21 protein-coding genes and 3 tRNA genes are annotated in these 24,748 nt (G+C 41.2%); 7 read left to right on the top strand and 17 right to left on the bottom strand.

Annotated features, from left to right (window positions below; all coding sequences use genetic code 11):
• Window positions 1-140: 140 nt before the first annotated feature.
• From pspC to pspA, 3 genes are read right to left on the bottom strand one after another with little or no spacing between them, the layout of a single operon-like run.
• Entirely contained in the window at window positions 141-593 is a 453-nt protein-coding gene (pspC, locus tag ABWV72_RS14810; protein WP_216050103.1) for an envelope stress response membrane protein PspC, read from the bottom strand.
• A complete protein-coding gene (pspB, locus tag ABWV72_RS14805; RefSeq protein ID WP_216050102.1) occupies window positions 590-829 on the bottom strand; it encodes an envelope stress response membrane protein PspB in 240 nt (79 codons plus the stop codon). The genes pspC and pspB overlap by 4 nt, the downstream gene beginning before the upstream one ends.
• Before the next feature lie 27 nt (window positions 830-856).
• Window positions 857-1,534, bottom strand: a complete 678-nt coding sequence (pspA, locus tag ABWV72_RS14800; RefSeq protein ID WP_303499456.1) for a phage shock protein PspA — start codon at window positions 1,532-1,534, stop codon at window positions 857-859.
• Window positions 1,535-1,850: 316 nt separating this feature from the next.
• Between pspA and pspF the strand changes: the two genes are divergently transcribed.
• The 6 genes from pspF to ABWV72_RS14770 are packed head-to-tail and all read left to right on the top strand — an operon-like array spanning window position 1,851 to window position 8,272.
• Window positions 1,851-2,954, top strand: coding sequence for a phage shock protein operon transcriptional activator (pspF, locus tag ABWV72_RS14795; RefSeq protein ID WP_216050100.1), 1,104 nt, complete (start codon window positions 1,851-1,853; stop codon window positions 2,952-2,954).
• Between the two features lie 4 nt (window positions 2,955-2,958).
• Window positions 2,959-4,587, top strand: a complete 1,629-nt coding sequence (gene sapA / locus ABWV72_RS14790; RefSeq protein ID WP_353371461.1) for an ABC transporter substrate-binding protein SapA — start codon at window positions 2,959-2,961, stop codon at window positions 4,585-4,587.
• Window positions 4,587-5,618: an ABC transporter permease gene (locus tag ABWV72_RS14785; protein WP_303499634.1), complete on the top strand. Its 1,032-nt coding sequence runs from the start codon at window positions 4,587-4,589 to the stop codon at window positions 5,616-5,618. The genes sapA and ABWV72_RS14785 overlap by 1 nt, the downstream gene beginning before the upstream one ends.
• Window positions 5,605-6,498, top strand: coding sequence for an ABC transporter permease subunit (locus tag ABWV72_RS14780; RefSeq protein WP_216050099.1), 894 nt, complete (start codon window positions 5,605-5,607; stop codon window positions 6,496-6,498). Before ABWV72_RS14785 ends, ABWV72_RS14780 begins: the two co-directional genes overlap by 14 nt.
• Entirely contained in the window at window positions 6,498-7,493 is a 996-nt protein-coding gene (locus tag ABWV72_RS14775; protein ID WP_216050098.1) for a peptide ABC transporter ATP-binding protein, read from the top strand. Before ABWV72_RS14780 ends, ABWV72_RS14775 begins: the two co-directional genes overlap by 1 nt.
• A complete protein-coding gene (locus tag ABWV72_RS14770) occupies window positions 7,490-8,272 on the top strand; it encodes an ATP-binding cassette domain-containing protein (protein ID WP_216050097.1) in 783 nt (260 codons plus the stop codon). Before ABWV72_RS14775 ends, ABWV72_RS14770 begins: the two co-directional genes overlap by 4 nt.
• A 79-nt stretch (window positions 8,273-8,351) precedes the next feature.
• Here the strand turns inward: ABWV72_RS14770 and ABWV72_RS14765 are convergent, their stop codons facing one another.
• The 9 genes from ABWV72_RS14765 to ABWV72_RS14725 form a co-directional block, all read right to left on the bottom strand.
• Window positions 8,352-9,482, bottom strand: coding sequence for a sodium ion-translocating decarboxylase subunit beta (locus ABWV72_RS14765; RefSeq protein WP_216050096.1), 1,131 nt, complete (start codon window positions 9,480-9,482; stop codon window positions 8,352-8,354).
• Window positions 9,483-9,486: 4 nt separating this feature from the next.
• A complete protein-coding gene (gene oadA / locus ABWV72_RS14760; protein ID WP_216050095.1) occupies window positions 9,487-11,271 on the bottom strand; it encodes a sodium-extruding oxaloacetate decarboxylase subunit alpha in 1,785 nt (594 codons plus the stop codon).
• Window positions 11,272-11,301: 30 nt separating this feature from the next.
• Entirely contained in the window at window positions 11,302-11,559 is a 258-nt protein-coding gene (locus tag ABWV72_RS14755; RefSeq protein ID WP_303499460.1) for an OadG family protein, read from the bottom strand.
• 600 nt (window positions 11,560-12,159) lie between these two features.
• Window positions 12,160-12,236 (bottom strand) — tRNA-Arg (locus tag ABWV72_RS14750).
• A 216-nt stretch (window positions 12,237-12,452) separates the two neighbouring features.
• Window positions 12,453-12,529: transfer RNA gene (locus ABWV72_RS14745), tRNA-Arg, on the bottom strand.
• 36 nt (window positions 12,530-12,565) lie between these two features.
• A tRNA-Ser gene (locus ABWV72_RS14740) sits at window positions 12,566-12,658 on the bottom strand.
• A 226-nt stretch (window positions 12,659-12,884) separates the two neighbouring features.
• Complete coding sequence (csrA, locus tag ABWV72_RS14735) at window positions 12,885-13,100, bottom strand: carbon storage regulator CsrA (RefSeq protein ID WP_216050093.1); 216 nt, start codon at window positions 13,098-13,100, stop codon at window positions 12,885-12,887.
• 133 nt (window positions 13,101-13,233) lie between these two features.
• Window positions 13,234-15,831: an alanine--tRNA ligase gene (alaS, locus tag ABWV72_RS14730; RefSeq protein ID WP_353371422.1), complete on the bottom strand. Its 2,598-nt coding sequence runs from the start codon at window positions 15,829-15,831 to the stop codon at window positions 13,234-13,236.
• 127 nt (window positions 15,832-15,958) lie between these two features.
• Window positions 15,959-16,417 carry a regulatory protein RecX gene (locus tag ABWV72_RS14725; protein WP_216050091.1) on the bottom strand — a complete coding sequence of 153 codons (459 nt, stop codon included), beginning with the start codon at window positions 16,415-16,417 and terminating at the stop codon, window positions 15,959-15,961.
• A gap of 39 nt (window positions 16,418-16,456) precedes the next feature.
• On the opposite strand from ABWV72_RS14725, the gene ABWV72_RS14720 reads away from it, so the two are divergent.
• Window positions 16,457-17,599 (top strand): GNAT family N-acetyltransferase, encoded by a 1,143-nt coding sequence (locus ABWV72_RS14720; protein ID WP_216050090.1) that lies wholly within the window; start codon window positions 16,457-16,459, stop codon window positions 17,597-17,599.
• A gap of 8 nt (window positions 17,600-17,607) precedes the next feature.
• On the opposite strand, the gene ABWV72_RS14715 is transcribed toward ABWV72_RS14720, so the two are convergent.
• From ABWV72_RS14715 to ABWV72_RS14695, 5 genes are all read right to left on the bottom strand, one after another.
• Complete coding sequence (locus ABWV72_RS14715) at window positions 17,608-18,195, bottom strand: DUF938 domain-containing protein (protein ID WP_303499468.1); 588 nt, start codon at window positions 18,193-18,195, stop codon at window positions 17,608-17,610.
• Between the two features lie 22 nt (window positions 18,196-18,217).
• Window positions 18,218-20,854: a methionine synthase gene (gene metH, locus ABWV72_RS14710; protein WP_303499470.1), complete on the bottom strand. Its 2,637-nt coding sequence runs from the start codon at window positions 20,852-20,854 to the stop codon at window positions 18,218-18,220.
• A 12-nt stretch (window positions 20,855-20,866) separates the two neighbouring features.
• Window positions 20,867-21,922, bottom strand: a complete 1,056-nt coding sequence (locus ABWV72_RS14705) for a homocysteine S-methyltransferase family protein (RefSeq protein WP_216050087.1) — start codon at window positions 21,920-21,922, stop codon at window positions 20,867-20,869.
• Between the two features lie 11 nt (window positions 21,923-21,933).
• Window positions 21,934-22,860, bottom strand: coding sequence for a homoserine O-acetyltransferase MetA (metA, locus tag ABWV72_RS14700; RefSeq protein WP_216050086.1), 927 nt, complete (start codon window positions 22,858-22,860; stop codon window positions 21,934-21,936).
• Window positions 22,861-23,057: 197 nt separating this feature from the next.
• Window positions 23,058-24,695 carry a phosphoethanolamine transferase gene (locus ABWV72_RS14695; protein WP_216050085.1) on the bottom strand — a complete coding sequence of 546 codons (1,638 nt, stop codon included), beginning with the start codon at window positions 24,693-24,695 and terminating at the stop codon, window positions 23,058-23,060.
• Window positions 24,696-24,748 lie beyond the last annotated feature (53 nt).

Raw genomic sequence — 24,748 nt, 5'->3', positions numbered from 1 at the left:
TTTTTAATGGGATGATTGACTACCAGACTCTGATTATTTGCCAAACAGTAGGCAAACCAACCTACATAAAACTGCACCAAGCATTGGTTTAAACAAGGTGCAGTTTGAAAAAACGACTAGCTTAATTGCTCATTAAACCGCTAGAGTTTGTTAATTTCGCGATTCAACTGAAATTCAGATGAAGTAACATAGGTTTCAATCTTTCTCAAACGCGCTTCCGTTCGTAAATATTGCTGTTTGATATCATAAAAAGCTTGCTTTGGAGGCTCTCCAGCCTGCCAAACCTTTGACTTAACCGCTACTTTTTTATCTGCATCATCAATATCGTTATGCCAACCTTTTACACCAGACTTGCCATGAAAGTGATGTTGGCCTTGTGAACTATGTTTAGATTCAGGTGTTTTTTTATCTAAAATGAACCAAGCAGCGATGTAAAATACTGGAATAAATGGCCCAGCGAGTAACAACATGGCGGCGACTGCAGCAATTCGAACTAGCCAAGTCTCTATTCCAAAGTACTCAGCAATCCCTGCACAGACACCGGCAATTTTTCCATTTTCCGAATCGCGCTGTAATTGCTTGCGTGGTGTCATGATTTATTTCTCCAATCTGGTGATTCCGCATCCAAAATGGCTTCTAAAGTCTGGATACGATCTGCCATCATTTCAGCCTTGTTGGATAATTCCTGTAATGACTTATATTCATCTTCAGATAACCCTTGGCTGACCTGCTTTTTACTTCGGTAATGCAGAATCAACCAAATAGGTGCGACAATTATCATGAAAATAATAGTAGGTACGCCTACCGTCACAATCAATATATCTTCCACGGTGTTACTCCTTCCTGGCCACTACTTTTATTTTTTAGCTTTACTATTTTTAGTCTGTACTTTTTTCTTAAGCGCTGCCAGTTCATCGTCAATCACATCATCAGATGCTAAATCAGCAAATTCATCAGCTAAAGTTTTCTTACCTAAATCATAGGCATCAACCTGTGATTCCAAATCATCAATTTTACGCTCGTATTGTTCGAAACGTCCCATCGCTGCATCAACTTTGCTGCTATCTAAGGTGCGTTTCACTTCAAGACGAGAGCTCACTGTCTTCTGACGCATGATAATCGTTTTTTGACGAGCTTTTGCATCGGCTAGCTTATCTTGCAATTGGCCAATTTCGCCCTGTAGCTTGCTGATTTGTTCATCAATAAGCGCTAATTCCTTAGCTAAAGAATCACTGTGTTCAACACACTTTTTCTTTTCTTGTAATGCAGCTCTGGCAAGATCTTCACGATCTTTACTCAATGCCAGTTCAGCTTTAGATTGCCAATCTTCAGCTTCATTGGTTAATTTTGTAATCTGTGAGCTAATATCTTTTTTATTAGCTAGGGTCTTAGCTGAGGCAGAACGCACCTCGACTAATGTATCTTCCATTTCTTGGATAATGAGGCGAACCATTTTTTCTGGATCTTCAGCCTTATCAAGTAATGAATTAATATTTGAGTTCACGATGTCTGTAAAACGCGAGAAGATACCCATAATCTTTTCCTCTACTTCAAGTTATCGAATAAATAAATGCTTTTGGCATTTGCTGTAATTGATTATTCAATATACGGGCCAACTAATTAAATCAGTTTAACCTTATGATTTTTAAATAAAAACAATTTTATTCCTTAACTTTATGATTTTAGCGTATTATGATTATCAACCACATATTAGCGAATTCGACCACTTTTTACTTTGATGAACAAATACGTGAGCTATAACTAACTATTTAGTAAAGGTTTAAACGTTAATTGCATCGTCGAATATAGTAGTCTAACAGCTACAATTTTCAAATAGAGGAAATGTGTCAATGAGCCGATTTCGTCAACAAGACAATCTGCTAGGACAGTCCAATAGCTTCCTTGAAGTGCTTGAACAAATATCTCAAATTGCGCCTTTGAACAAACCTGTTCTAATCATTGGTGAAAGAGGGACTGGTAAGGAACTAGTGGCAGCTCGTCTGCATTATTTGTCTAAGCGTTGGGAACAAAATTATTTAAAGCTCAATTGCGCAGCGCTAAGTGAAAGCTTATTAGAAACTGAACTGTTCGGATACGAAGCTGGCGCGTTCACTGGTGCTCAAAAACGACGAGAAGGTCGTTTTGAGGTCGCTAACAATGGCACCCTTTTCTTAGACGAGCTGGCCAACACTTCAGGTCTGATTCAAGAGAAACTGCTAAGAGTTATCGAATATGGTGAATTTGAACGGGTTGGCGGTTCTCGATCCGTAAAGGTGGATGTGCGAATTGTAGCGGCAACCAATGAAGATTTACCCTCATTAGCCGCCTCAGGTGAGTTTAGACCGGATTTACTAGACCGACTCGCATTCGATGTTATTACCCTCCCTCCATTACGTGAACGCCTAGAAGATATTATGATGCTGGCCGAACATTTCGCGATTAATATGGCGCGAGAATTAGAAATGGAGTTATTTAGTGGCTTTACTGAGAAAGCCAAACGCACTTTGCTCGAATATGAATGGCCGGGCAACATTCGTGAACTGAAAAACGTTGTGGAACGAGCAGTCTATCGAAGCAATAACCCACATGTGCCAGTTCATCAAATCGTGTTAGATCCCTTTGAGTCTGTTTTTCGACCAAAAGGCAGAATTAAAACCCAAGACCGGATTACCGCAGTGGTGCCACCAGCAGCAGTAACGCCATCAGCTCCGACAGAAAGCGCAACAAATACGGACGAACCTGTTAAAGCAAAACAGAAAGCCTTTCAGTTTCCTGTTGATTTGAAAACACTGTCACAAGAATTTGAGGTCGACTTAATTAAACAGGCATTATCTGATAGTCAATTTAATCAAAAAAAGACCGCAGAGAAGTTATCTTTGACCTATCATCAATTACGCGGTTATCTAAAAAAATATAATTTATTGGACAGTTCCCCAGAAGACATAGAAGATTAAGGTGATGCATCCTAAAACTCCCAATCGATTGTTTCGCTTCACCTTAGCAGTGCTGCTTGCGCTGAGTATTAGTGGTTGTTTTGATGGCACAACAGCAACTTCCTCTGTGACTGGTGTCATTTATTGTTCGGAAGGCAACCCAACAAGCTTTAATCCACAACTTGACACCTCAGGCACCACATCTGATGCATCCTCTCACCAAATATATGACCGCTTACTCAATTTTGACCCACAATCTGGAAAAATTGTGCCCGCATTGGCCAGTAGTTGGCTAATTAGCCAAGATGGATTGACATATACTTTCCAACTACGCAGAGGCGTAAAGTTTCATAACACCGATTATTTTACGCCTACTCGAACCTTTAACGCCGATGACGTTATTTTCAGTATTGACCGCTGGCGTCTAGACAGCCATCCGTATCATTACGTATCGGGTGGCAACTATCCTTATTTCACGAGTATTGGACTCATCGACTTAATTTCAAATGTGAAACGAATAAATGGTTACCGAGTAGAAATTACCTTAGCCCGCCCTGACAGTTCTTTTTTAGCCAACTTAGCCACTGATTTCGCGGTTATTCTGTCAGCTGAATACGCACAAAAATTAATCTTAAGTAACCAACAAGAACGGATTGATAATTATCCGATTGGCACAGGGCCATTCAGATTTAAAGAGTATAAAAAAGACCATTACATACGTTATAGCAAGCACCAAGACTATTGGCAGCATAAAAACGCACCGAACAAACTTATCTTTGACATTACAACAACGAGCTCGCTCAGGTTAGCTAAACTCATGACAGGTGAATGTGATGCCATCGCATTTCCTGCGCACAGCGAGTTGGATACCATTCGTGAAAGACCAGACCTTACCCTTGATGGCAGGCCTGGCCTCAATGTGGGGTTTTGGGCGTTCAATACGTCGAAATATCCTTTTGATAACCCAAAAGTAAGACGTGCCTTAGCCATGGCGATTGATAAAAATACCTTACTTGAAGCGGTTTATTACGGTAGCGCCGTAAGTGCAAAAAGTCTGTTACCTGAATCATCTTGGGCGTATCAGTCTGATGTGAGTGAAACCAACTATAATCCTGTAATGGCCCGTAAGCTATTACGAGAAAGCGGCATAGACGAAGGGTTTACCATGAATATATGGGCAATGCCCGTTGAAAGAGCGTACAACCCAAATGCCCGTAAAATGGCTGAATTGATGCAAAATTACCTCAATCAAGTAGGCATTCAAGTGAATATTGTTAGTTATGAGTGGACAACATTTCGTGAAAAACTAAAAGAAGGGCAGCACGACTCTGTACTTATCGGCTGGTCAGCAGATAATGGCGACCCAGATAACTTTTACCGTCCTCTGCTAACCTGTTCGGCCATTGAATCTGGTACAAACCGAGCGATGTGGTGTTCTGAGGAATATGATTCCTTGATAAATCAAGCGTTACGATACTCGGAAATAGCACAACGTATCGAATATTATAAATTGGCCAATAAATTGATTGCTGAACAATTACCTTTAGTTCCTTTAGCTCATGCGTATCGTTATCGTGCGCACCGCCGCGAGCTTAACGGATTAGTGATTAATCCGTTTGGTGCAATTCGATTTGGGGACGTAGAGAAACAATGATGTTGATGCAAATCATTCGAAAATTTAATTTGCTTATTCTCACCTTGTTTGTGCTAAGCGTATTATCCTTTGCGTTAGTTTATTTATTTCCTGGCGACCCAATCGTAAACTTAACAGGGTTAAAACATTCTTCTCCTGAAAACCATCAATATCTCATAGAGCTTCATGGTTTTGACCGTTCATATGTCTATCAATATTGGCTTTATTTAAATAATCTATTAGAAGGTCAATGGGGGCTAAGTTTTAGCTCTGGTAATCCACTTTGGATGGAAATATCACAAACTTTACCCGCGAGTATGGAACTAAGCGCTTACGCTTTGTTGCTCTCTTTACTAATCGGTGTGCCTTTGGGTTTTCTGGCAGGCTTTCAGCATTACAAGCTATCGGATTACAGCTTATTAGCCGCAAGTGTTATTGGCTATTCGACCCCAGTCTTTTGGCTGTCACTCATCATGATTTTGGTGTTTTCATTGCAACTTGGCTGGTTTCCACTGTCCGGCAGAATTAGTTTACTTTTCGATATCCCTCATCAAACTGGTTTTATGTTTATCGATATTTTATTAAGTGATTTTGAATTCAAAAATGCCGCCGTTAACAGTGCTCTGCAACATCTTATTTTACCAACCTTGTCTCTGACAATTGTAACCGCATCAATTATATTTCGAATTACACGCCGTTCGGTTATCGATGTGATGGCGAGCCAATATATATTAACCGCCTACACTAGAGGACTAAGTGGATGGCAGGTGGTATTCCGACACGGCGTCAGAAATGCGCTACTTCCGATTATCCCACTGTTTGGTATGCAATTCGCTGTGCTGCTGACAAATGCCATGATAGTCGAAGTTATTTTTTCCTGGCCAGGGATTGGAAACTGGCTAATTCAGGCAATTTTTCAACGGGATTACCCTGCGATTCGTGCGGGTATGTTAGCCGTATCTACAATGGTTATCATTTTAACAGTCTGCACCGACTTGTTAGCCAAGCTGATTAACCCAGCACTAACGGGAGAACGTCGTGCCCAAATTTGATATTTATCAGGAAGAATTCCATCCTTCACCATTGATACATACTTGGTGGGAATTTCGCAAAAGCCATATTGCCGTTTTGGGCTTATGGATATTGGGATTTTTTATATTCCTCGTAGTGTTCGGCCCGCTCATCGCGCCATTTGATCCTTTGCTACAAAACCCCAATGCCTTTCTGGTTAAACCATCGTGGGATGTAAACGGTTCAATTCGACATTTATTTGGAACCGATAGCATAGGACGGGATCTACTCTCGCGGTTAATCTATGGTTGTAGAATGACCCTTGGGATAAGCTTATTATTGGTTCTATTGGCTATGCTAGTTGGCGTAGCATTAGGGGCATTGGCGGGCATAACTCACGGCGTACGGTCTAGCGTATTAAATCATTTATTGGACTCAATTTTAGCAATACCAACCTTGCTTATTGCCATCGTCATTGTTGGTATTTTAGGTGTTGGTTTGGTCAACAGTATGTGGGCAATAAGTTTGGCACTCATCCCCCAGTTTGTGCATAACACGCGAGAAGTCGTCAGAACCGAAATGGCCAAAGAATATATATTGGCTTCTAAATTAGACGGTGCTAAAAATACCTACCTGTTTTTCTATTGTATTTTGCCGAATATGTACGAAATGTTAGTTGTACAAGGCACAATGGCATTGTCTATTGCAATTTTGGATATTAGCGCCCTAGGGTTTTTAGGATTAGGGGCGCAAGCGCCTGCCCCTGAACTAGGCACTATGCTCTCTGAAGGGCTGCGAGTTGCTTACAAATCGCCATGGAGCATCGCACTACCGGGAAGTGCAATATTTTTAATGGTGTTGTCAGTAAATGTGGTGGGTGACGGTCTTCGCTCAGCACTTCGAAATAGGCTGCAACGTTAATGGCATTGCTAGATATTAAAAATCTAACCCTTGAAATCAACGGTTCAACGGGCTGGATGAAAGCCTTGGATAAAGTGAACTTACGCATTGAAGAAGGCGAGATACGCGCTTTAGTGGGTGAGTCCGGCTCAGGTAAGAGTTTAATCGTCAGAGCCGTTGTTGGGGCGATTCCTGAAAACTGGCGATTAACCGCAGATAGGCTCACTTGGAAAGGTCGAGATTTATTAAAAATTAGCCAAGCCGAACGACGCAAAATAATGCGCAGTGAAATTGCCGTTATTTTTCAAAATCCGATTGCATCATTAGACCCCTCATCCACCCTTGGTGAGCAGTTAATGGAAAGTATTCCTGGACATATTTTGAAAGGGAAATGGTTTTGGCAAAGGAGCAAACAACGACTTCAGATTGCCATCAAACTATTACACAAAGTCGGTATTAAAGATCATAAAAAGTATTTACAAGCCTACCCCAATCAAATTGCCGATGATATTGGTCAGAAATTTTTAATCGCATGTGCTTTGGTATCTTCACCGCAACTGTTGATTGCCGACGATCCAACCCGTGGCATGGAGATTACGACCAAAATACAGATATTAAAACTGTTGTCGCAACTTAATAAGACACGTAATTTGAGCATTTTATTTGTTAGCCACGATTTGATCGCAATATCGAGTATGGCAAACAAGATGACCGTTTTATATTGTGGTCAAACGGTAGAAGATGGAAAAATGGCGCAACTACGTAAACGCCCGTTGCACCCTTATACCAAAGCGCTATTAGACAGTGCCCCAAGTTTCAGGAAGGATTTGCCGCCTAAATCGCCGCTATCCACCCTCGATGGCACCATTCCCACACTGCAACATTTACCCATCGGCTGCCGACTGGGTCCTCGCTGCCCTCGTGCACAAAGGGAATGTGTTAAGGTGCCTGAACTTAGATATGTACAAGATCATTTCTATAGTTGCCACTTTCCCTTAATACGAGAAAAAGAATGACGGCTTTATTAAAGGTTGAAAACCTCGAATACACCCAAAAACCGACTAGGAGTCTGTTTAAGAAGCGCTCTGGATTCACGCTAAGTAAAGTGAGTTTCGAATTGAACAGTGGCGAAACCTTAGCAATTTTGGGGGAAAATGGCTCCGGAAAATCCTTGTTAGGAAAACTTTTGGTTGGCGCTGAGATACCAACTGGAGGTAATATATTTTTAAATGGTCAAAAGTTATCGCCACATAATTTACGACAACGCTGTCTTAATATTCGAATGATATTTCAACACAGTAATGAGTCGCTAAATCCTGGTATTAATATCGCCAAAATTTTGGAAGGCCCTTTAATCCTTAACACCCAATTAAGTTCAACTGAACGGTTAAAGAAAATAGAGCAAACCTTAAAATTAGTAGGGTTGTTGCCCGATCACATGTTTTTTTATCGACACATGTTATCTGATGGTCAACGACAACGTTTAGCCTTAGCCAAAGCGCTTATTCTCGATCCACAAGTTATTGTTGCTGATGAACCTTTTGCTGCATTAGATCCCTCGGTTCGCTCGCAGACCATAAACTTGATTATGAAACTACAAAAGGACCTTGGTTTAGGATTTATATTTATTTCTCATAATTTAGGGATTATCAGGCACATCAGTGATCGGGTATTAATTCTGCAAAACGGAAACTTAGTGGAGACAGGTAAAACTGACGTGGTATTCAATTGGCCAAAAAGTGAGTACACCGAAAAGTTAGTTAAATCCCACCTATCACTTATTACCCCAAATTAATTTGAACATAAAAAAACCCGGAGAGAGTGAACCTCAACGGGTTTGTTTTAACTTTTTACTTTCTCGCTGAAGCGATAATCTAACCCACTAAGGCTAACAAGATACCGGCCGCTACTGCTGAGCCCAATACTCCTGCCACATTAGGTCCCATTGCATGCATCAGTAAGAAGTTATGGGGGTTGGCTTGCAACCCAACTTTGTTTACTACCCTTGCGGCCATAGGAACGGCTGACACGCCGGCTGCGCCGATTAAAGGATTGATATCTGCTTTGCTATACTTATTCATCAGTTTCGCCATTAGAACGCCTGTGGCTGTTCCTATAGCAAATGCCACAGCACCCAATGCAAGTATACCCAATGTTTCTGCTTTCAAAAATTTATCAGCAGACAACTTCGAACCAACAGCCAAACCTAAGAAGATAGTGACGATATTAATAAGCTCGTTTTGCGCAGTATTGCTCAAACGATCCACCACACCACACTCTTTCATTAAGTTACCCAAACAAAACATACCTACTAGCGGCGTTGCCGTCGGCAAAAACAGGATAGTCATTAGCAACACAGCTAATGGAAAAACGATTTTTTCTCGTTTAGACACTATACGCAACTGACCCATTTGAATTTTTCGTTCTTCAGGGGTCGTTAACGCTTTCATTATTGGTGGCTGAATAATAGGTACCAATGCCATGTAAGAATAAGCAGCAACAGCGATAGTGCCTAATAATTCAGGGGCTAATTTCGATGCTAAGAAAATTGCCGTTGGGCCATCCGCGCCACCGATTATGGCAATCGCTGCAGCATCTTTTAAGGTAAATTCAAGACCTGGAACAAAGTTCAGCAAAATCGCCCCTAACAAGGTGGCAAATATACCGAACTGTGCAGCGGCGCCAAGCAACAACATCCGTGGGTTAGCAATAAGCGCGCTGAAATCAGTCATTGCACCTACCCCCATGAAAATGAGCAGAGGGAACACCCCTGTATCAATTCCAACGGCATAAATGTAATGCAGTAAACCACCCATTTCGCTAAAACCAGCCAATGGAATATTGGTCAATAACGCACCAAAACCAATGGGCAACAATAATAGCGGTTCAAATTTCTTAACGATGGCCAAATATAGTAGCAACAGGCCAACAACCATCATGATCACTTGACCAGCCTGGAAGTGTGCCAGCGCGGTGCTTTGCCATAGGATTTCTAACTTCTCCATGAAATTATCCTAAACTCAATAAAGCTTGACCTGATTGAACTGCATCGCCTTCTGATACAAGTACATCAGTCACGATACCGCTTTCGATAGCACGTATTTCTGTTTCCATTTTCATCGCTTCCATGATGATGACGACATCACCTTCGCTCACTTCGTCTCCTTCGCGAACTAAGATTTTGAATATATTACCCGCCAATGGCGCGTTTAATTCAACACCTTCGTCAGAAGATGGGGTGGCAGTTGGCGTCGCCGCTTCAGTGCTTTTAACTGAAGAAAGTTGACCACTTGGGGCAACCTCCACTTCATAAGACTTGCCATCAACACGCACAGAATAACTTTCTGCTTTACCTTGGGCTGGCGAAGATGCAGCTGACGAAGTTGCAGGTTTTGCTTCAGTCTCGCCTGTAGGAGCAGGTTCAAATGCGTCAGGATTCCCTCTATTTTGCAAAAACTTTAAGCCGATTTGCGGGAATAATGCATAGGTTAATACGTCATCCACTTTTTCCTCAGCCAACTTAATATTTTGCTGTTGCGCAATTTCAGTCAATTCTGTGGTTAAGGCAGCTAATTCAGGTTCAATCAGATCAGCTGGTCGACAAGTAATAGGTTCTTGGCCATCTAATACTCTAGCTTGTAATTCTGCATTCACTGGCGCTGCGGTTGCGCCATACTCACCTTTAAGAACACCTGCAGTTTCCTTAGTGATGCTCTTATATCGTTCTCCGGTCAGCACATTTAATACAGATTGAGAACCAACGATTTGCGAAGTTGGAGTCACTAATGGAATAAAACCAAGATCTTCCCTTACTTTAGGAATTTCTTTGAGTACTTCATCCATTTTATCTTCTGCACCTTGTTCACGAAGTTGGTTTTCCATATTCGTCAACATTCCACCAGGCACTTGAGCAATTAATATTCGTGCATCAACGCCCTTCAAGCTACCTTCAAATTTAGCGTATTTTTTACGCACTTCTCTGAAGTAACTCGCGATTTCAGCCATCAGATGCAAATCTAAGCCGGTATCTCGGTCAGTACCTTCCACAATCGACATAATGGTTTCAGTTGCACTGTGCCCGTACGTCATACTCATAGATGATACCGCGCAATCAACCATATCAATACCCGCATCAATGGCTTTTTGATAAGTTGCGGTGCTTAGTCCAGTGGTTGCATGACATTGCATGGCAATAGGCACACTTATAATTTCTTTCAAGCGAGTAATTAGTTCTTCACATTCGTAAGGTTTCAACAACCCTGCCATATCTTTGATACACAAAGAATGTATGCCCATATCCTCTAAGGACTTAGCCATGTCTAGCCAACGCTCTAGGGTATGCACTGGACTTACTGTATAGGAAATCGTGCCTTGGGCATGTGCGCCTACAGAAACCACAGATTTAATCGCTGTTTCCAGATTTCGAGTGTCATTCATTGCATCGAAAATACGAAACACATCAACGCCATTGGTATGCGCTCTTTCTACAAACTTTTCAACTACATCATCTGCGTAGTGACGATACCCCAAAAGATTCTGCCCTCTTAGCAACATCTGCTGAGGTGTATTAGGCATGGCCTTTTTTAATTCACGGATACGATCCCAAGGATCTTCGCCAAGATAACGAATGCAAGAGTCGAATGTAGCGCCTCCCCAAGATTCCATTGACCAAAAGCCAACTTTATCTAATTTCGCTGCGATGGGTAACATATCATCCAATCGCATTCTAGTGGCTAATAAAGATTGGTGCGCATCACGCAGTACCAATTCAGTTATTTTAAGGGGGTTGCTCATGGAAACTCCTAAAAAATCGATTTATTTAGACTATCTATTTTTTCGATATTGGTGAACTGCGGCGGTTATTGCCGCAATAGGCACGGAAGAATTTGATTTGTCATTAGACACTTTCCTTTGTGTCCTAGCAGGATGCGCAGGGACAACTTCTTCAGGAAATCTTCGGTTAATTGCAGCAATTAAGTTTACTGCGCCGATTAGTAGTGTAAGGAAAACAAACACCACAACCATACCCACTACCATTAGGTTGGCAGCTTCAATTAGTAATTCAGAAATGGACGTTTGCATATAATTCACACTGTTATTAGTTTAGGTATCGATAAGTATCACTTAAGCATTGAAAACTCAACCAAAATCCACAAAGCAAACTGTATTTTTAGGGTACTTATTCAACTATTTTGAATTTTTACCCACTCAAGTCGCTGATTAGGCGTCTCCACCAATCATTTAGCCACTTTATACTGTAAATCTGTTCGAATACTTTTAGCGTTAGCTATAAAGTTAATTTAATGCAAAGCAGCGCTATCATACCAATCGTCACGTTTAGATTAATATTACTTATTGGTAATTACTTATAAATATTTAATTTAACTTCGGGCATAAAAAAACCGCTTATAAAAGCGGTTTTTTTATTGCTTATACTTCAAATCATTTACGTCGATTTTATATTTCTAACTTCTCGAGATACGTTCTTTAGCAAAACGCTATTCAAGCACAAAATCGTAGTTTTGATTTTCGAACCTCCTGCGGAGCTTCGATTCAAATATGGCGCGTGTGGAAGGATGATTTCAGGCATCCTGCCTTACACCCCTTCGGGGCCGTGCTGCGCACGTTCAAAATCGTTCCTGACGATTTTGTCGAACCTCCTGCGGAGCTTCGATTCAAGTATGGCGCGTGTGGAAGGATTCGAACCTCCGACCGCCTGGTTCGTAGCCAGGTACTCTATCCAGCTGAGCTACACACGCGTGGTATTTAACTTACTCTGTACTTACAACTGTCAAATTCTACATCTAGTCTTTAACAGTTTTATCGAATTTCCTACGGAGCTTCGATTCAAATATGGCGCGTGTGGAAGGATGATTTCAGGCATCCTGCCTTCCACCCCTTCGGGGCCGCGCTTCGCACGTTCAAAATCGTTCCTGACGATTTTGTCGAACCTCCTGCGGAGCTTCGATTCAATATGGCGCGTGTGGAAGGATTCGAACCTCCGACCGCCTGGTTCGTAGCCAGGTACTCTATCCAGCTGAGCTACACACGCGTAAAAGACATTTGTTCCATTCCCGATAAAAAGGAATGGCGGAGAAGGAGGGATTCGAACCCTCGATAGGGCTACAAACCCTATACTCCCTTAGCAGGGGAGCGCCTTCAGCCACTCGGCCACCTCTCCAAATGTGGGAGCGAAGTTTACTGAATCACAAAAGGAAGTCAAACCTTTTTTTACACTTTACTACCTGTATGCTGGGATTTTAGACGATCAGCGTAAAACTGCAATAATATGATGGTATTTTGTACGAATTGATATGCTTATATTTTCGAGATAGTTAAAACAATTATTAAAAATAAAATAAAAAAAAAGGCTGGTTAACCAGCCTTCTTAGGTTTTTCACTTTACTTTATTCTACATCTTCGCTCGAATTGCCGGAACGTTCACTCGCAGTTCCATTTTTTTCTGCTTGAATGCGCATATAAATTTCTTCTCGATGCACAGATACTTCTTTGGGGGCGTTAACCCCTATTCTTACCTGATTCCCTTTAACACCCAATACAGTTACGGTGACTTCATCACCTACCATCAAGGTCTCACCTACACGACGGGTTAAAATTAGCATTCTATTGCTCCTTTTGCGTTATTCCACAATATTCCCTAATTAAAATTAGCGTATTTACCAGTTAACTCCAGAAAAATACACAATTAGCATTCCATGTTTTTGTCGTCACTTACAAAAACTCACTAATTAACACTTATAAGCGCTCTTCTAACCAACTATGTACAGAGTTAATAGCGGCATCAAGGTTTTCAGGTTGACTCCCTCCGGCTTGCGCCATATCGGGTCTCCCGCCGCCTTTACCGCCTACTTGACTGGCTACATAATTAACTAATTCACCGGCTTTAACTTTGCCAACTAGATCTTTAGTCACACCAACAATAACACTCACTTTGTTATCTGCTGGTAAACCTAAAACAATGACACCACTGCCGATTTGGTTCTTTAAGTCATCGACCATTGTACGTAAAGTTTTAGATTCTACACCTTCAACTTTAGTCGAAAGTACTTTCACCCCCTTTACATCAGTAGTCTTAGACGCCAAATCAGTTCCAGCTTGAGCAGCCATTTTCTGCTTAAGCTTAGATAATTCCTTCTCCAACTCTTTGGTGTGATCAACTACAGCAACGATTCTATTTTCTAAATTCGCAGCCTCTGACTTTAATAGACCAGAGATGCTGCTAATTAATTTCGATTGATCTTGCACATATTGTAATGCTGCTTGACCAGTAATCGCTTCTATTCGTCGTACGCCAGATGCAATGCCACTTTCGCTGACTATTTTAAATAATCCAATGTCGCCTGTTTGGTTGACATGAGTACCACCACAAAGTTCCAATGAAAACGGTCCCATCGATACTACGCGCACGTTTTCGTCGTATTTTTCACCAAACAACGCCATAGCACCGGCATTTTTAGCTTCTTCTAAGCCCATTAGTTTAGTATCTAGACGATGATTCAAACGAATGTGCTGATTGACGAGTGACTCGATTTCCAAAATTTGCTGAGGCGTAACCGCTTCAAAATGAGAAAAATCGAAACGTAAACGCTCTGCGTCCACCAATGAACCTTTCTGGTTAACATGCTCACCTAAGATAGTTTTTAACGCCGCATGCATTAAGTGAGTAGCACTGTGGTTTAACTTAATTGCTGAGCGACGTTGAGCTTCAACTTGAGCATCAACAACATCGCCAATTTTAATATCTTTATTCGCGATACCTTTGTGAGCAACAGCATCATTTAGCTTAACGGTGTCTAACACGTTAAATTCTGCAGAGTCACCTTTGAGTAATCCAGTATCCCCGACCTGACCACCAGATTCCGCGTAGAATGGCGTTTTTGAAAGCACTACAATACCAGAATCACCAGCTTTGATTTCAGTGACAGCGCCTTTGTCATTGAATAACTCGACAACCTCAGCGCGATCAGCTTCTAATTCGTAACCAACAAATTCACTGCTTGATTTAGCATGAATCGCTTCATTGTAATCTTTACCGAAGTTGCTCGCTTGCTGAGCACGTTCCCGTTGTTGCGCCATCGCTTGATCAAAACCATCTTGATCGATAGTAAAACCTTTTTCACGGGCTACATCATTGGTTAAATCAGCAGGGAACCCATAAGTGTCATAAAGTTTAAATGCCAATTCTCCAGGAACAACTTCTCCCTCTAATTCTGACAATGCTTCATTGAGTATAGTCATACCTCGTTCCAAGGTACGAGAGAATTGCTCTTCTTCAACTCTGAGCACTTTTTCAAGGACCGGTTTTTGATCAATGAGTTCAGGGTAAGCTTCACCCATTTGAACTCCTAACTCGTCAATCAACTTGTAAAAGAAAATATCTTTCGCGCCCAACTTATATCCATGTCTTACGGCACGACGAATAATACGTCGCAATACATAACCGCGACCTTCATTCGATGGCATAACGCCGTCACAAATTAAAAATGCACATGAACGAATGTGGTCTGCAATCACTCGTAAGGATTTGTCTTCTAAGTCCGTTGAGCCCACAATTTTTGCTGCAGCGGCAATAAGCTTCTGAAAGATATCAATTTCATAATTGCTGTGAACGTTCTGCAAAATCGCGGAAATACGCTCAAGCCCCATACCCGTATCAATTGAAGGTTTAGGTAGCGGGTGCATGACGCCATCGGCAGTTCGGTTGAACTGCATAAAAACTAGGTTCCAAATTTCAATAAAACGGTCACCGTCTTCTTCAGGCGTACCTGGACGTCCACCCCAAATATGTTCTCCGTGATCGTAAAATATTTCGGAGCACGGTCCGCAGGGGCCAGTATCTCCCATTGACCAAAAGTTATCTGAGGTTGCGATGCGTATAATTTTATCTGCTGGAATACCAATCTCTTTGTTCCATATATCAAAAGCTTCATCGTCTTCATGATAAATGGTGACTAATAGTTTCTCTTTAGGTAGGCCTAATACTTCGGTTAGGAACGTCCAAGCATGGTGAATAGCTTGTTGTTTGAAATAATCCCCAAAGCTGAAATTCCCCAGCATTTCAAAAAATGTATGATGTCGCGCTGTGTAGCCAACATTTTCCAAATCGTTATGCTTTCCACCCGCTCTGACACAACGCTGAGAAGACGTTGCTTTGTTGTAGCGTCGCTTTTCAGTACCAAGAAAAACATCTTTAAATTGGTTCATGCCTGCATTGGTAAATAAAAGCGTAGGGTCATCCGCCGGGACCAATGAAGAACTGGGAACAATTTGATGACCATGATTGGCAAAATAATCCAAAAAGGCGCGTCTAATTTCAGCGGTAGTTTTACTCATTCATTTTCCTGATTTAAAAGTTGTCGGACAAGCACAATGCTTGCTAATTAGGCTATAGGCGGCGAACGATACCACAAATGAGGGAACCTTGTTAAGCCGTGAATTTGTCAAGCTGTATTGATCATTCTCATTCATTAGGTTCGCCTTTTAAAGCAATTCGAATTTGTTCGTGATTAAAACCACGATATTGCAAAAAACGCATGCGCTTTTGTTTGTCTTGCCAATCCCGTATCGGCGTATCACCGTATTTTTTACGATAAGCTTGAATGGCTGTCTCAGCAAAATCTGTTTCACAGTCGGCAAAACTGTTTGATACTATCATTTCGTCAATATTATGTTGTTGTAACTCAACTTGGATACGTTTAAGCCCCTGCCCTTTCAACACTCTATTTCGAATAAATGCTTCGACAAAACGTTTATCACTTTGAATATCTTTTTCTGCAAATAAGGCGATTTGCTGTTTAACTAAACCGCTATCTAAGCCTTTTAATGTGAGCTTTGTGACTAACTCATGTTGACTATGTTCTCGACGAGCTAACAGACGAGTAATAGAATGATTGATGATCTTCACATCATTGTCTGACATATTAATAGCCTATCAACTTGATTCATCGGAACCTTTGTATTGTTTTTTCAATTTATTCATTCAATCGACGAAGTACCTAAACAGATCTGGGATGATTTAAATCAAAATCAAGCGCTGTTTTGTAGTTACCCATTTTTAGCGGCCTTAGAGCAATCCGGTTCTGTTGGCGGTGACACAGGATGGATACCTCATCATTTGGTAGCTTATCAGGATGAGGCGGTTATCGGTATCCTACCAATGTACAAAAAAAGCCATAGTTATGGCGAATATGTGTTTGATTTTGCTTGGGCAGAAGCATATCAGCGTTATCACAAACAGTATTACCCCAAATTAGTCAATGCAATTCCCTTTACACCTGTTACCGGTACGCGTTTGTTAACCAATAATAAAACTGACCCAGTAAAGTTATTGGAAAAAATGTACCTGTATATAAAACAACAATTGCCTGCCCTGGACGCATCTTCTGTACACTTTCTGTTCCCCTTTGAAAAAGTCAGTCAACAGTTGCAAGGCCTTGGTGCAGTGGAACGAAGAAGTGTCCAGTTTCAATGGTTTAACCGTGGCTACCAGCATTTTGATGATTTCATAGCCACCTTTACCGCCCGACGCAGAAAAAGTGTGCGCAAAGAAAGACAAAAAATTGCGCAGCAAGAATTAACCGTCAAACGCTTTCATGGCGAAACCTTAACCTCAGTAGAAATGGATTTCTTTTATCTTTGCTATTGCCAGACCTATTTAAAGCGTAGCGGTCATAGTGGTTACTTAAACAAATCTTTCTTTACAAATATTCTCGAAAATATGCGACAGAACATCTTATTGGTGATTGCTTCGCACAATGACACCCCCGTGGCTGGGGCACTTTATTTATATGATCAAACACAGTTGTGTGGTCGATATTGGGGCGCAATAGAAGACTTTGATGGTCTGCACTTTGAATGTTGTTATTACCAAGGCATTGAATTCTGTATCCAGCAAAACTTAGCCAGCTTTAACCCGGGCACTCAAGGAGAACATAAAATTCTAAGGGGATTTGAGCCGATATTTTGTTATTCAAATCACTGGTTAGATGATCCCTCCTTCCAAGACGCAGTATCACGTTTTGTTAAGCAAGAAGCCCCTGGGATTGAAGCCTATAAAATTAGTGCCGCTGAAGTCTTACCGTTTAAAAAATCACAAGACTAACGAAGTTACTACTTACGCCAGACTAACAGATGATTATTGGCCGGCATCTGAATCATATCGTCTAAGGTTAATGGCGTGGCCCAGTTTTTTAACTCAGCAATGTCACGGATACCGCCAAAACCTCTTTGTTGTAGGCTTTGGTCAAACTGCGCATTACTCTGACTAGTATATTTACCGTCAAATTTAAATGGGCCATACTGACAGAAAACCCCAGTTTCAGGTAAATTTAAAGCGACAGTTTGCATCATCAATTGGGCTTCATGAGGCTGCATAATGTGAGTGGTATTCGCACTAAAAACGCCGTTTACGTCTTGAAAAGACCAGCTATCTTTGCCAATGAAGAATTCTTCAGGAGGCAACACATTTGTGCATTTTGCTTCCTCTAACCACGCATTAATACTGGCGTGGTTGTCAGCAATATCTGTCGGTTGCCAAGTTAGATGTGGCAATGCAGGTGCAAAAAATGCAGCATGCTGCCCTGTGCCAGAACCAATTTCCAATACCTTGGTTTGATTGGCAAAATGCACAAGCAGTTGCTCTAAGATAGGTGCCTTATTATTCTCACAAGGTTGTGAAAAGTTTTTGTTATCGAACATCCGTCACCTACTATTTATAAGGTTAGCCGTTTAGATTCGGAGCAAGCCACTTCTGAGCATACTCCAAGCTCCATCCTTTACGCTGTGCGTAATCCTCAAGTTGATCTTGTTGAATTTGAGCGACTGCAAAATAGCGTGCATCAGGGTGTGAGAAATACCACCCAGATACAGCCGCGCCTGGCCACATCGCGTATGACTCAGTAAGCTGCATACCGGTCGCATTTTCAGCGTCCAATAGATCCCAAATAACTTGTTTTTCAGTATGTTCAGGACAGGCAGCGTAGCCAGGTGCAGGGCGAATACCCTGATACTTTTCGCGAATCAAATCTTCATTAGTTAACTGTTCGTCTGCAGCATAACCCCAGATTTCTTTTCTGACTTTTGCATGCAAATACTCAGCAAAGGCTTCTGCTAAACGATCAGCAATGGCTTTGACCATAATACCGTTGTAGTCATCACCATCATCAATGTAAGCTTGAGCTAATTCATCTTCACCTATGCCAGCAGTAACGGCAAAAGCGCCAATATAGTCGGCTTTTTTACTGGTTTTGGGCGCAATGTAATCGCTTAAACAGTAATTAAACCCTTTTGGCTTTTGGGTTTGTTGACGCAAATGATGAGCTACCTGAATCGTGTTCTGGCGACTATCATCGGCATAAATTTCAACATCATCACCTACACGGTTCGCAGGGAAGATGCCAACCACGCCTTTGGCAGCCAAGCTACCTTCTTCACACAGCTTTTTCAGCATATTAGTGGCATCGTGAAACAGCTTTTTAGCTTCTTCGCCAACCACTTCATCATCTAAAATTCGTGGGTATTTACCCGCAAGTGACCAAGTTAAAAAGAAAGGTGTCCAATCAATGTAATCAACCAATTCCGATAACTCAACATTTACCGTTTGCACACCTAAAGTTTTGGGTACTGGAGGATGATATACCTGCCAATCACAATCAAAACGATTTTCTCTTGCGGCAGCTAAACTTACAGGTTTAGAACGGGGCTTTTTACGTGCATGCTGCTCTCGGACGACGTCGTATTCTTTTTGCAATTGCGCTACGTATTCAGGTCTAAATTCATCCGAAATCAACTTCTGACAAACCCCGACGGCTCGGCTGGCATTAGGCACATAAACCACAGGTCCGTGATAGTTTTGTTCAATTTTTACCGCAGTATGGGCTTTTGATGTGGTGGCACCGCCGATTAATAACGGTAGATCTAATTCTAAGCGTTGCATTTCTTTTGCGACGTGTACCATCTCATCCAAAGAAGGAGTGATTAACCCTGACAGTCCGATCATATCGACGTTTTCGTCTTTGGCCACTTGCATAATTTTAGCAGCCGGCACCATTACGCCTAGATCGATAATTTCATAGTTATTACATTGCAAAACCACACCAACAATATTTTTACCTATGTCGTGCACATCGCCTTTTACTGTTGCCAACAATATTTTACCGTTGCTACTGCTTTGGTCTTTTTCAAGTTCGATGTAAGGTTCAAGGTAGGCCACAGCCTTTTTCATCACTCGGGCAGATTTTACCACTTGAGGTAAAAACATTTTACCTTCGCCAAATAAATCACCTACCACGTTCATGCCGTCCATTAATGGACCTTCGATAACATGCAAAGGTTTCTCAGCTTCTAAACGTGCAGCCTCAGTATCTTCAACGATAAAGTCGGTAATACCTTTAACTAAAGCGTGCTCTAGACGCTTACTAACTGGGAATTCACGCCACTCTAGATTCTCTTTTACAACCGCTTTGCCGTCACCTTGATATTTGGGTGCCAGCGCCAATAGATTATCAGTGGCATCTGGGTGGCGATTAAGAATCACATCTTCAACAGCGTCTTTTAATTCCTTAGGGATATTGTCGTAAACTTCTAACTGGCCGGCATTAACAATCGCCATGTCCATGCCTGCTTTAATGGCATAATACAAAAACACCGAATGCATTGCTTCGCGAACTGGGTTATTGCCGCGAAATGAAAAGGAAATATTCGATAAACCACCAGAGATATGACAGTGCGGTAGATTTTGTTTTATTTGACGAGTCGCTTCGATGAAATCAACCGCATAGTTGTTGTGCTCTTCAATTCCGGTTGCTACGGCAAAAATGTTCGGATCAAAAATAATATCTTCAGGTGGAAAGCCGATTTTTTCAGTTAATAGTTTATAACTGCGCTCACATATCTCGTATTTTCTAGCTTGTGTGTCGGCTTGACCTTTTTCATCAAACGCCATCACAACAGTCGCTGCACCATATCGTTTCAATAATTTAGCTTGCTTTAAAAAGGGTTCTTCACCCTCTTTTAAGCTAATCGAATTGACTATCGCTTTCCCCTGAACACACTTTAAGCCAGCTTCGATGACGCTCCATTTAGAAGAGTCAATCATAATAGGCACGCGAGAAATGTCTGGTTCAGAGGCAATTAGACATAAAAATCGTACCATGGCAGCTTCGGAATCCAACATGGCTTCATCCATGTTGATATCGATGACTTGCGCACCATTTTCAACTTGCTGACGAGCCACATCTAACGCTGCTTCATAGTTATCTTCGAGGATCAGACGTTTAAACATTGCTGAACCTGTAACGTTGGTACGTTCCCCTACGTTTACAAAGGTAGCACTGGTATTTTGTTGTTCTTGTGACACGAAAAACTCCTGTTAATGCACAAAGGGTTCTAAACCAGACAAGCGCATTTTAACTTCTTTTTTGACTGGAACCCGAGGCGCAATGCCTTCTACGGCTTTTGCAATTGCAGCAATATGTTCTGGCGTACTGCCGCAACATCCACCGACAATATTCACCAATCCTGATTTCGCCCATTCTTGGATATGTTCTGCCATTTCGTCTTCTTCCATGTCGTATTCCCCAAACTCATTCGGTAAGCCCGCATTAGGGTGCGCAGAAACCAGACACTCAGCTTGGTTAGCAATCTCTTCTACATACTGACGTAATAGATCCGGTCCAAGGGCACAATTGAGCCCAAATGACACAGGGTTGATATGTCGCAGTGAATAGTAAAAAGCTTCAGCAGTTTGCCCTGATAAAGTACGGCCAGAGGCATCAGTGATAGTACCTGAAATCATAACGGGTAGAGTAATACCTAACTCATCAAACACAGTGTCTACTGCGAAGGCAGCCGCTTTAGCGTTCAATGTATCAAAAATAGTTTCAATTAGAATTATGTCAGCTCCGCCCTCAATCAAACCGTGTGTCGCTTCTGAGTAGGCTGCTACCAGTTGATCAAAATTCACATTACGCTTGCCCGGATCATTTACATCGGGAGAAATTGAAGCCGTGCGGTTTGTGGGTCCTAAGACGCCCGCAACAAAACGAGGTTTATCGGGCGTTTTTGCGGTGTATTCATCGGCCGCTTTACGGGCTAACTTGGTTGCTTCAATATTAATTTCTTTGGCCAGGGATTGCATATCATAATCAGCCATGGCGATAGTGGTAGCATTAAAGGTATTGGTTTCGATTATGTCAGCGCCAGCTTCGAAATATTGGCAATGAATATCATAAATAATTTGGGGTTGACTCAATACAAGCAAGTCGTTATTGCCTTTGACATCACAATGCCAATCGACAAATCGATCACCGCGGTAATCATCTTCTTCCAGTTTATGCCGTTGAATCATAGTTCCCATTGCACCGTCAAGAATAAGAATTCGTTGCTGTGCAATGGAGTAGAGTTGTTCGGTGTTATTTTGCGCCACGCAATTACCTCTTATTTTTTACTTGGAAGATCAGCAAGATCAAACGGTGTCGTCTGATAAACATAATAGTTTAACCAGTTTGTAAACAGAAGCGAACCATGGGAGCGCCATGTTACATGATAGGGCTGACTGGGATCATCATTTTCGTAATAGTTTTCTGGAATTTTCGGCGCTAATGCATTATTACTATCACGCTTAAACTCCTGATCCAGTGTTTCAGGATCATATTCTGGGTGCCCAGTAACGCATACCATTCGTTTATCTTTTGAGGCGACTAAATACGCCCCAGTTTTTTCCGAACTGGCTAATACATTTAGCCCCTCAACACTTTTATATATGTCGATGGGAATTTCCCCAAAACGAGAATGGGGTGCATTGAACTGCGGATCAAAGCCGCGCATTAACGCATCGTGTGGTTCGTTCACATTATGGGTGTAAACACCGGAAAGCTTGTCGTTTCGAAGTTGACGATTGTGCCCGTAAAAATGAAACATGGCAGCGTGGGCCGCCCAACAAGAATATAAAGTAGACTGCACATGACGTTGTGTCCACTCCATAATAGTGGTGATTTTGTCCCAATATTTGACGTCAGCATAATCGAGGTGAGCAATGGGTGCACCGGTGATAATAAACCCATCGTAATTTTTATGAGCCACGTCATCAAAAGACAAATAAAAGGCATCCATATGGGCTTTAGGTGTATTCTTAGGTGCCTGATTATCGATGCGAATAAGATCAATATTAATCTGTAATGGCGTATTGGAAAGAAGTCGTAAAATCTGAACTTCAGTTTCAATCTTATTCGGCATTAAATTCAAAATGCCCACTTCTAGAGGACGAATGTCTTGCTTAGCAGCGGCTTCGCTGTCCATAACGAATATATTTTCCGCGTTCAAGACCCCTTGGGCGGGAAGATCACTAGGTATTCGAATAGGCATAAGTTCTCCAATGTGGTTGTAAGAAAACAAATTTCGCCTATTCACACTCAAAAGTCAACATCTTTACGTCTAGACGTCTAAACGTTTATCCGGCCTATACACTTTATACCTGAGAATTTTTATTTCACATATTCGAGATAACCTTAATTATTCTTATTCCTCACATAAAATTGGTTAACTGAAATTGGAGCAAATAATCAACTTTTAGCCATTATTGTTGTTGTTCTACACTGCTGAAATATATCCATTTCTGGTTGATAAATGCTGCTTTTTACATTGGTTAAACCTAACAGGGTGTCAAAAATATTGTCTTGTGAGAAATCAGAATTCAATTTGCTGGAAATACAGTCTTTAAAATTAGCATCCGCTAATTCAGTACTCCAGTACAACATAGGCACATGAGTTTGCTCTTCAGGGGCAATGCTGTAGGGAAAGCCATGCAAATAAAGTCCATTTTCACCTAATGACTCGCCATGGTCTGAAATGTACAGCAAGGACTTATTGGCTACATTACTTTGCTGCAGAACCGCAATAACTTTACTTAATACAAAGTCGGTATAAGCAATAGTATTGTCATATGTATTTTTTAACTGGTTTTCGCTGCAATGTTGAATATCACTTTGCGGACAATCTGGCATAAAAGGTTTAAATGTATCGGGATAGCGCCGGAAATAAGTAGGACCATGGGAACCGATCATATGTAAGACGATAAGTTTATTGTCGGATTTATGCTGGCTAATTTGTTGTTGCAATTTTTCGATAAGAATTTCATCAAAACAATAATCACCATCACACAACGGTGAGTCTTGAGTTGGATCAAAACGAATTTCACTCACTCTTTCACATACCCCTTTACAAGTACTGTTATTATCAATCCAAGTGACGTCCACGCCTGCTCGATGAATTATATCTAAAGCATTATCTTGACTACTCGCCACTCGACTTTCGTATTTGCTTCGTGGTAAACGAGAAAACATACATGGCACAGACACTGCGGTAGCAGTACCGCAAGAGCTTACCTGTTTAAAACTGAGTATTGGGGTTTGCGCCAAAAACTTATTGGTATTGCGAGTATAACCATTCAACGAAAAGTTCTGTGCACGGGCAGTTTCCCCGACCACAACTATTGTTAAGTTTTGTTGTCCTTGTTTTGACGGCTTGATCGTTGGCGATTTATCTAAAACTTTAAAGGGCAAAGGGGGATAAAAATAATTATCTCGTAAATACCTAAATCCAGAATCATAAAATGCAAAAGGGACAATATACTTAAATAAATTATGATTATTTCTGCCTACCGCTGCGTAATCTTTATACAGGAAAGTAACAGTCGAAGCAGTGACGATTAGTGCAAGCAGATTTATCGTTAACACACTTTTTATTCGGCTTTTTAAATCTCCTTTAACCTTTATTTTAAACATCAATATTGCAGGGACAACTCCCAGCAGAATAAAGTAGATAAGAAAACTAATATTCAAATAAGATGAGGCTTCACCAGAATTGGTTTCAGCAATGTTTTGAATCATGCTTTTATCAAAAATGACACCGTATTGAAAAGTTGCATAAAACAATAAGCATGACACTAGCACTGTGACCGCAGATATAGTTCTGGGAAAAACTATTCCTCCCAAAATACTAGTGATTATAATGGTTAGACTAAACAATAATAGAATAACTGAAGCGTAAAAACTCCATTGTGACAAGTTGTTAGGTTGAATGGCTGCAAATACACCATTTAAAAAACAATAATTAAATACAAATACAATAAATAACGAATTTATCGCGATAATTTGTGCGCCAGTATATTCATGTCGCATTAGCTTTAAAATTACATTCATCTTGTTTCATTTATGGTTGATTACACAAGCTATTTTAGAAGCCAAACCTTAGC

The sequence above is a fragment of the Aliiglaciecola sp. NS0011-25 genome, from assembly GCF_040370605.1.
Lineage (GTDB): Bacteria > Pseudomonadota > Gammaproteobacteria > Enterobacterales > Alteromonadaceae > Aliiglaciecola > Aliiglaciecola lipolytica_A.
Note: the sequence above shows the minus strand (reverse complement) of the source record. Positions and strands in the feature narration are given on the sequence as shown.

Coding starts and splice junctions, on each gene's coding strand:
- pspC (WP_216050103.1), bottom strand. CDS start 593: ATGACACCACGCAAGCAATTACAGCGCGATTCGGAAAATGGAAAAATT.
- pspA (WP_303499456.1), bottom strand. CDS start 1,534: ATGGGTATCTTCTCGCGTTTTACAGACATCGTGAACTCAAATATTAAT.
- pspF (WP_216050100.1), top strand. CDS start 1,851: ATGAGCCGATTTCGTCAACAAGACAATCTGCTAGGACAGTCCAATAGC.
- sapA (WP_353371461.1), top strand. CDS start 2,959: ATGCATCCTAAAACTCCCAATCGATTGTTTCGCTTCACCTTAGCAGTG.
- ABWV72_RS14785 (WP_303499634.1), top strand. CDS start 4,587: ATGTTGATGCAAATCATTCGAAAATTTAATTTGCTTATTCTCACCTTG.
- ABWV72_RS14775 (WP_216050098.1), top strand. CDS start 6,498: ATGGCATTGCTAGATATTAAAAATCTAACCCTTGAAATCAACGGTTCA.
- ABWV72_RS14770 (WP_216050097.1), top strand. CDS start 7,490: ATGACGGCTTTATTAAAGGTTGAAAACCTCGAATACACCCAAAAACCG.
- ABWV72_RS14765 (WP_216050096.1), bottom strand. CDS start 9,482: ATGGAGAAGTTAGAAATCCTATGGCAAAGCACCGCGCTGGCACACTTC.
- oadA (WP_216050095.1), bottom strand. CDS start 11,271: ATGAGCAACCCCCTTAAAATAACTGAATTGGTACTGCGTGATGCGCAC.
- ABWV72_RS14755 (WP_303499460.1), bottom strand. CDS start 11,559: ATGCAAACGTCCATTTCTGAATTACTAATTGAAGCTGCCAACCTAATG.
- csrA (WP_216050093.1), bottom strand. CDS start 13,100: ATGCTAATTTTAACCCGTCGTGTAGGTGAGACCTTGATGGTAGGTGAT.
- alaS (WP_353371422.1), bottom strand. CDS start 15,831: ATGAGTAAAACTACCGCTGAAATTAGACGCGCCTTTTTGGATTATTTT.
- ABWV72_RS14725 (WP_216050091.1), bottom strand. CDS start 16,417: ATGTCAGACAATGATGTGAAGATCATCAATCATTCTATTACTCGTCTG.
- ABWV72_RS14715 (WP_303499468.1), bottom strand. CDS start 18,195: ATGTTCGATAACAAAAACTTTTCACAACCTTGTGAGAATAATAAGGCA.
- metA (WP_216050086.1), bottom strand. CDS start 22,860: ATGCCTATTCGAATACCTAGTGATCTTCCCGCCCAAGGGGTCTTGAAC.
- ABWV72_RS14695 (WP_216050085.1), bottom strand. CDS start 24,695: ATGAATGTAATTTTAAAGCTAATGCGACATGAATATACTGGCGCACAA.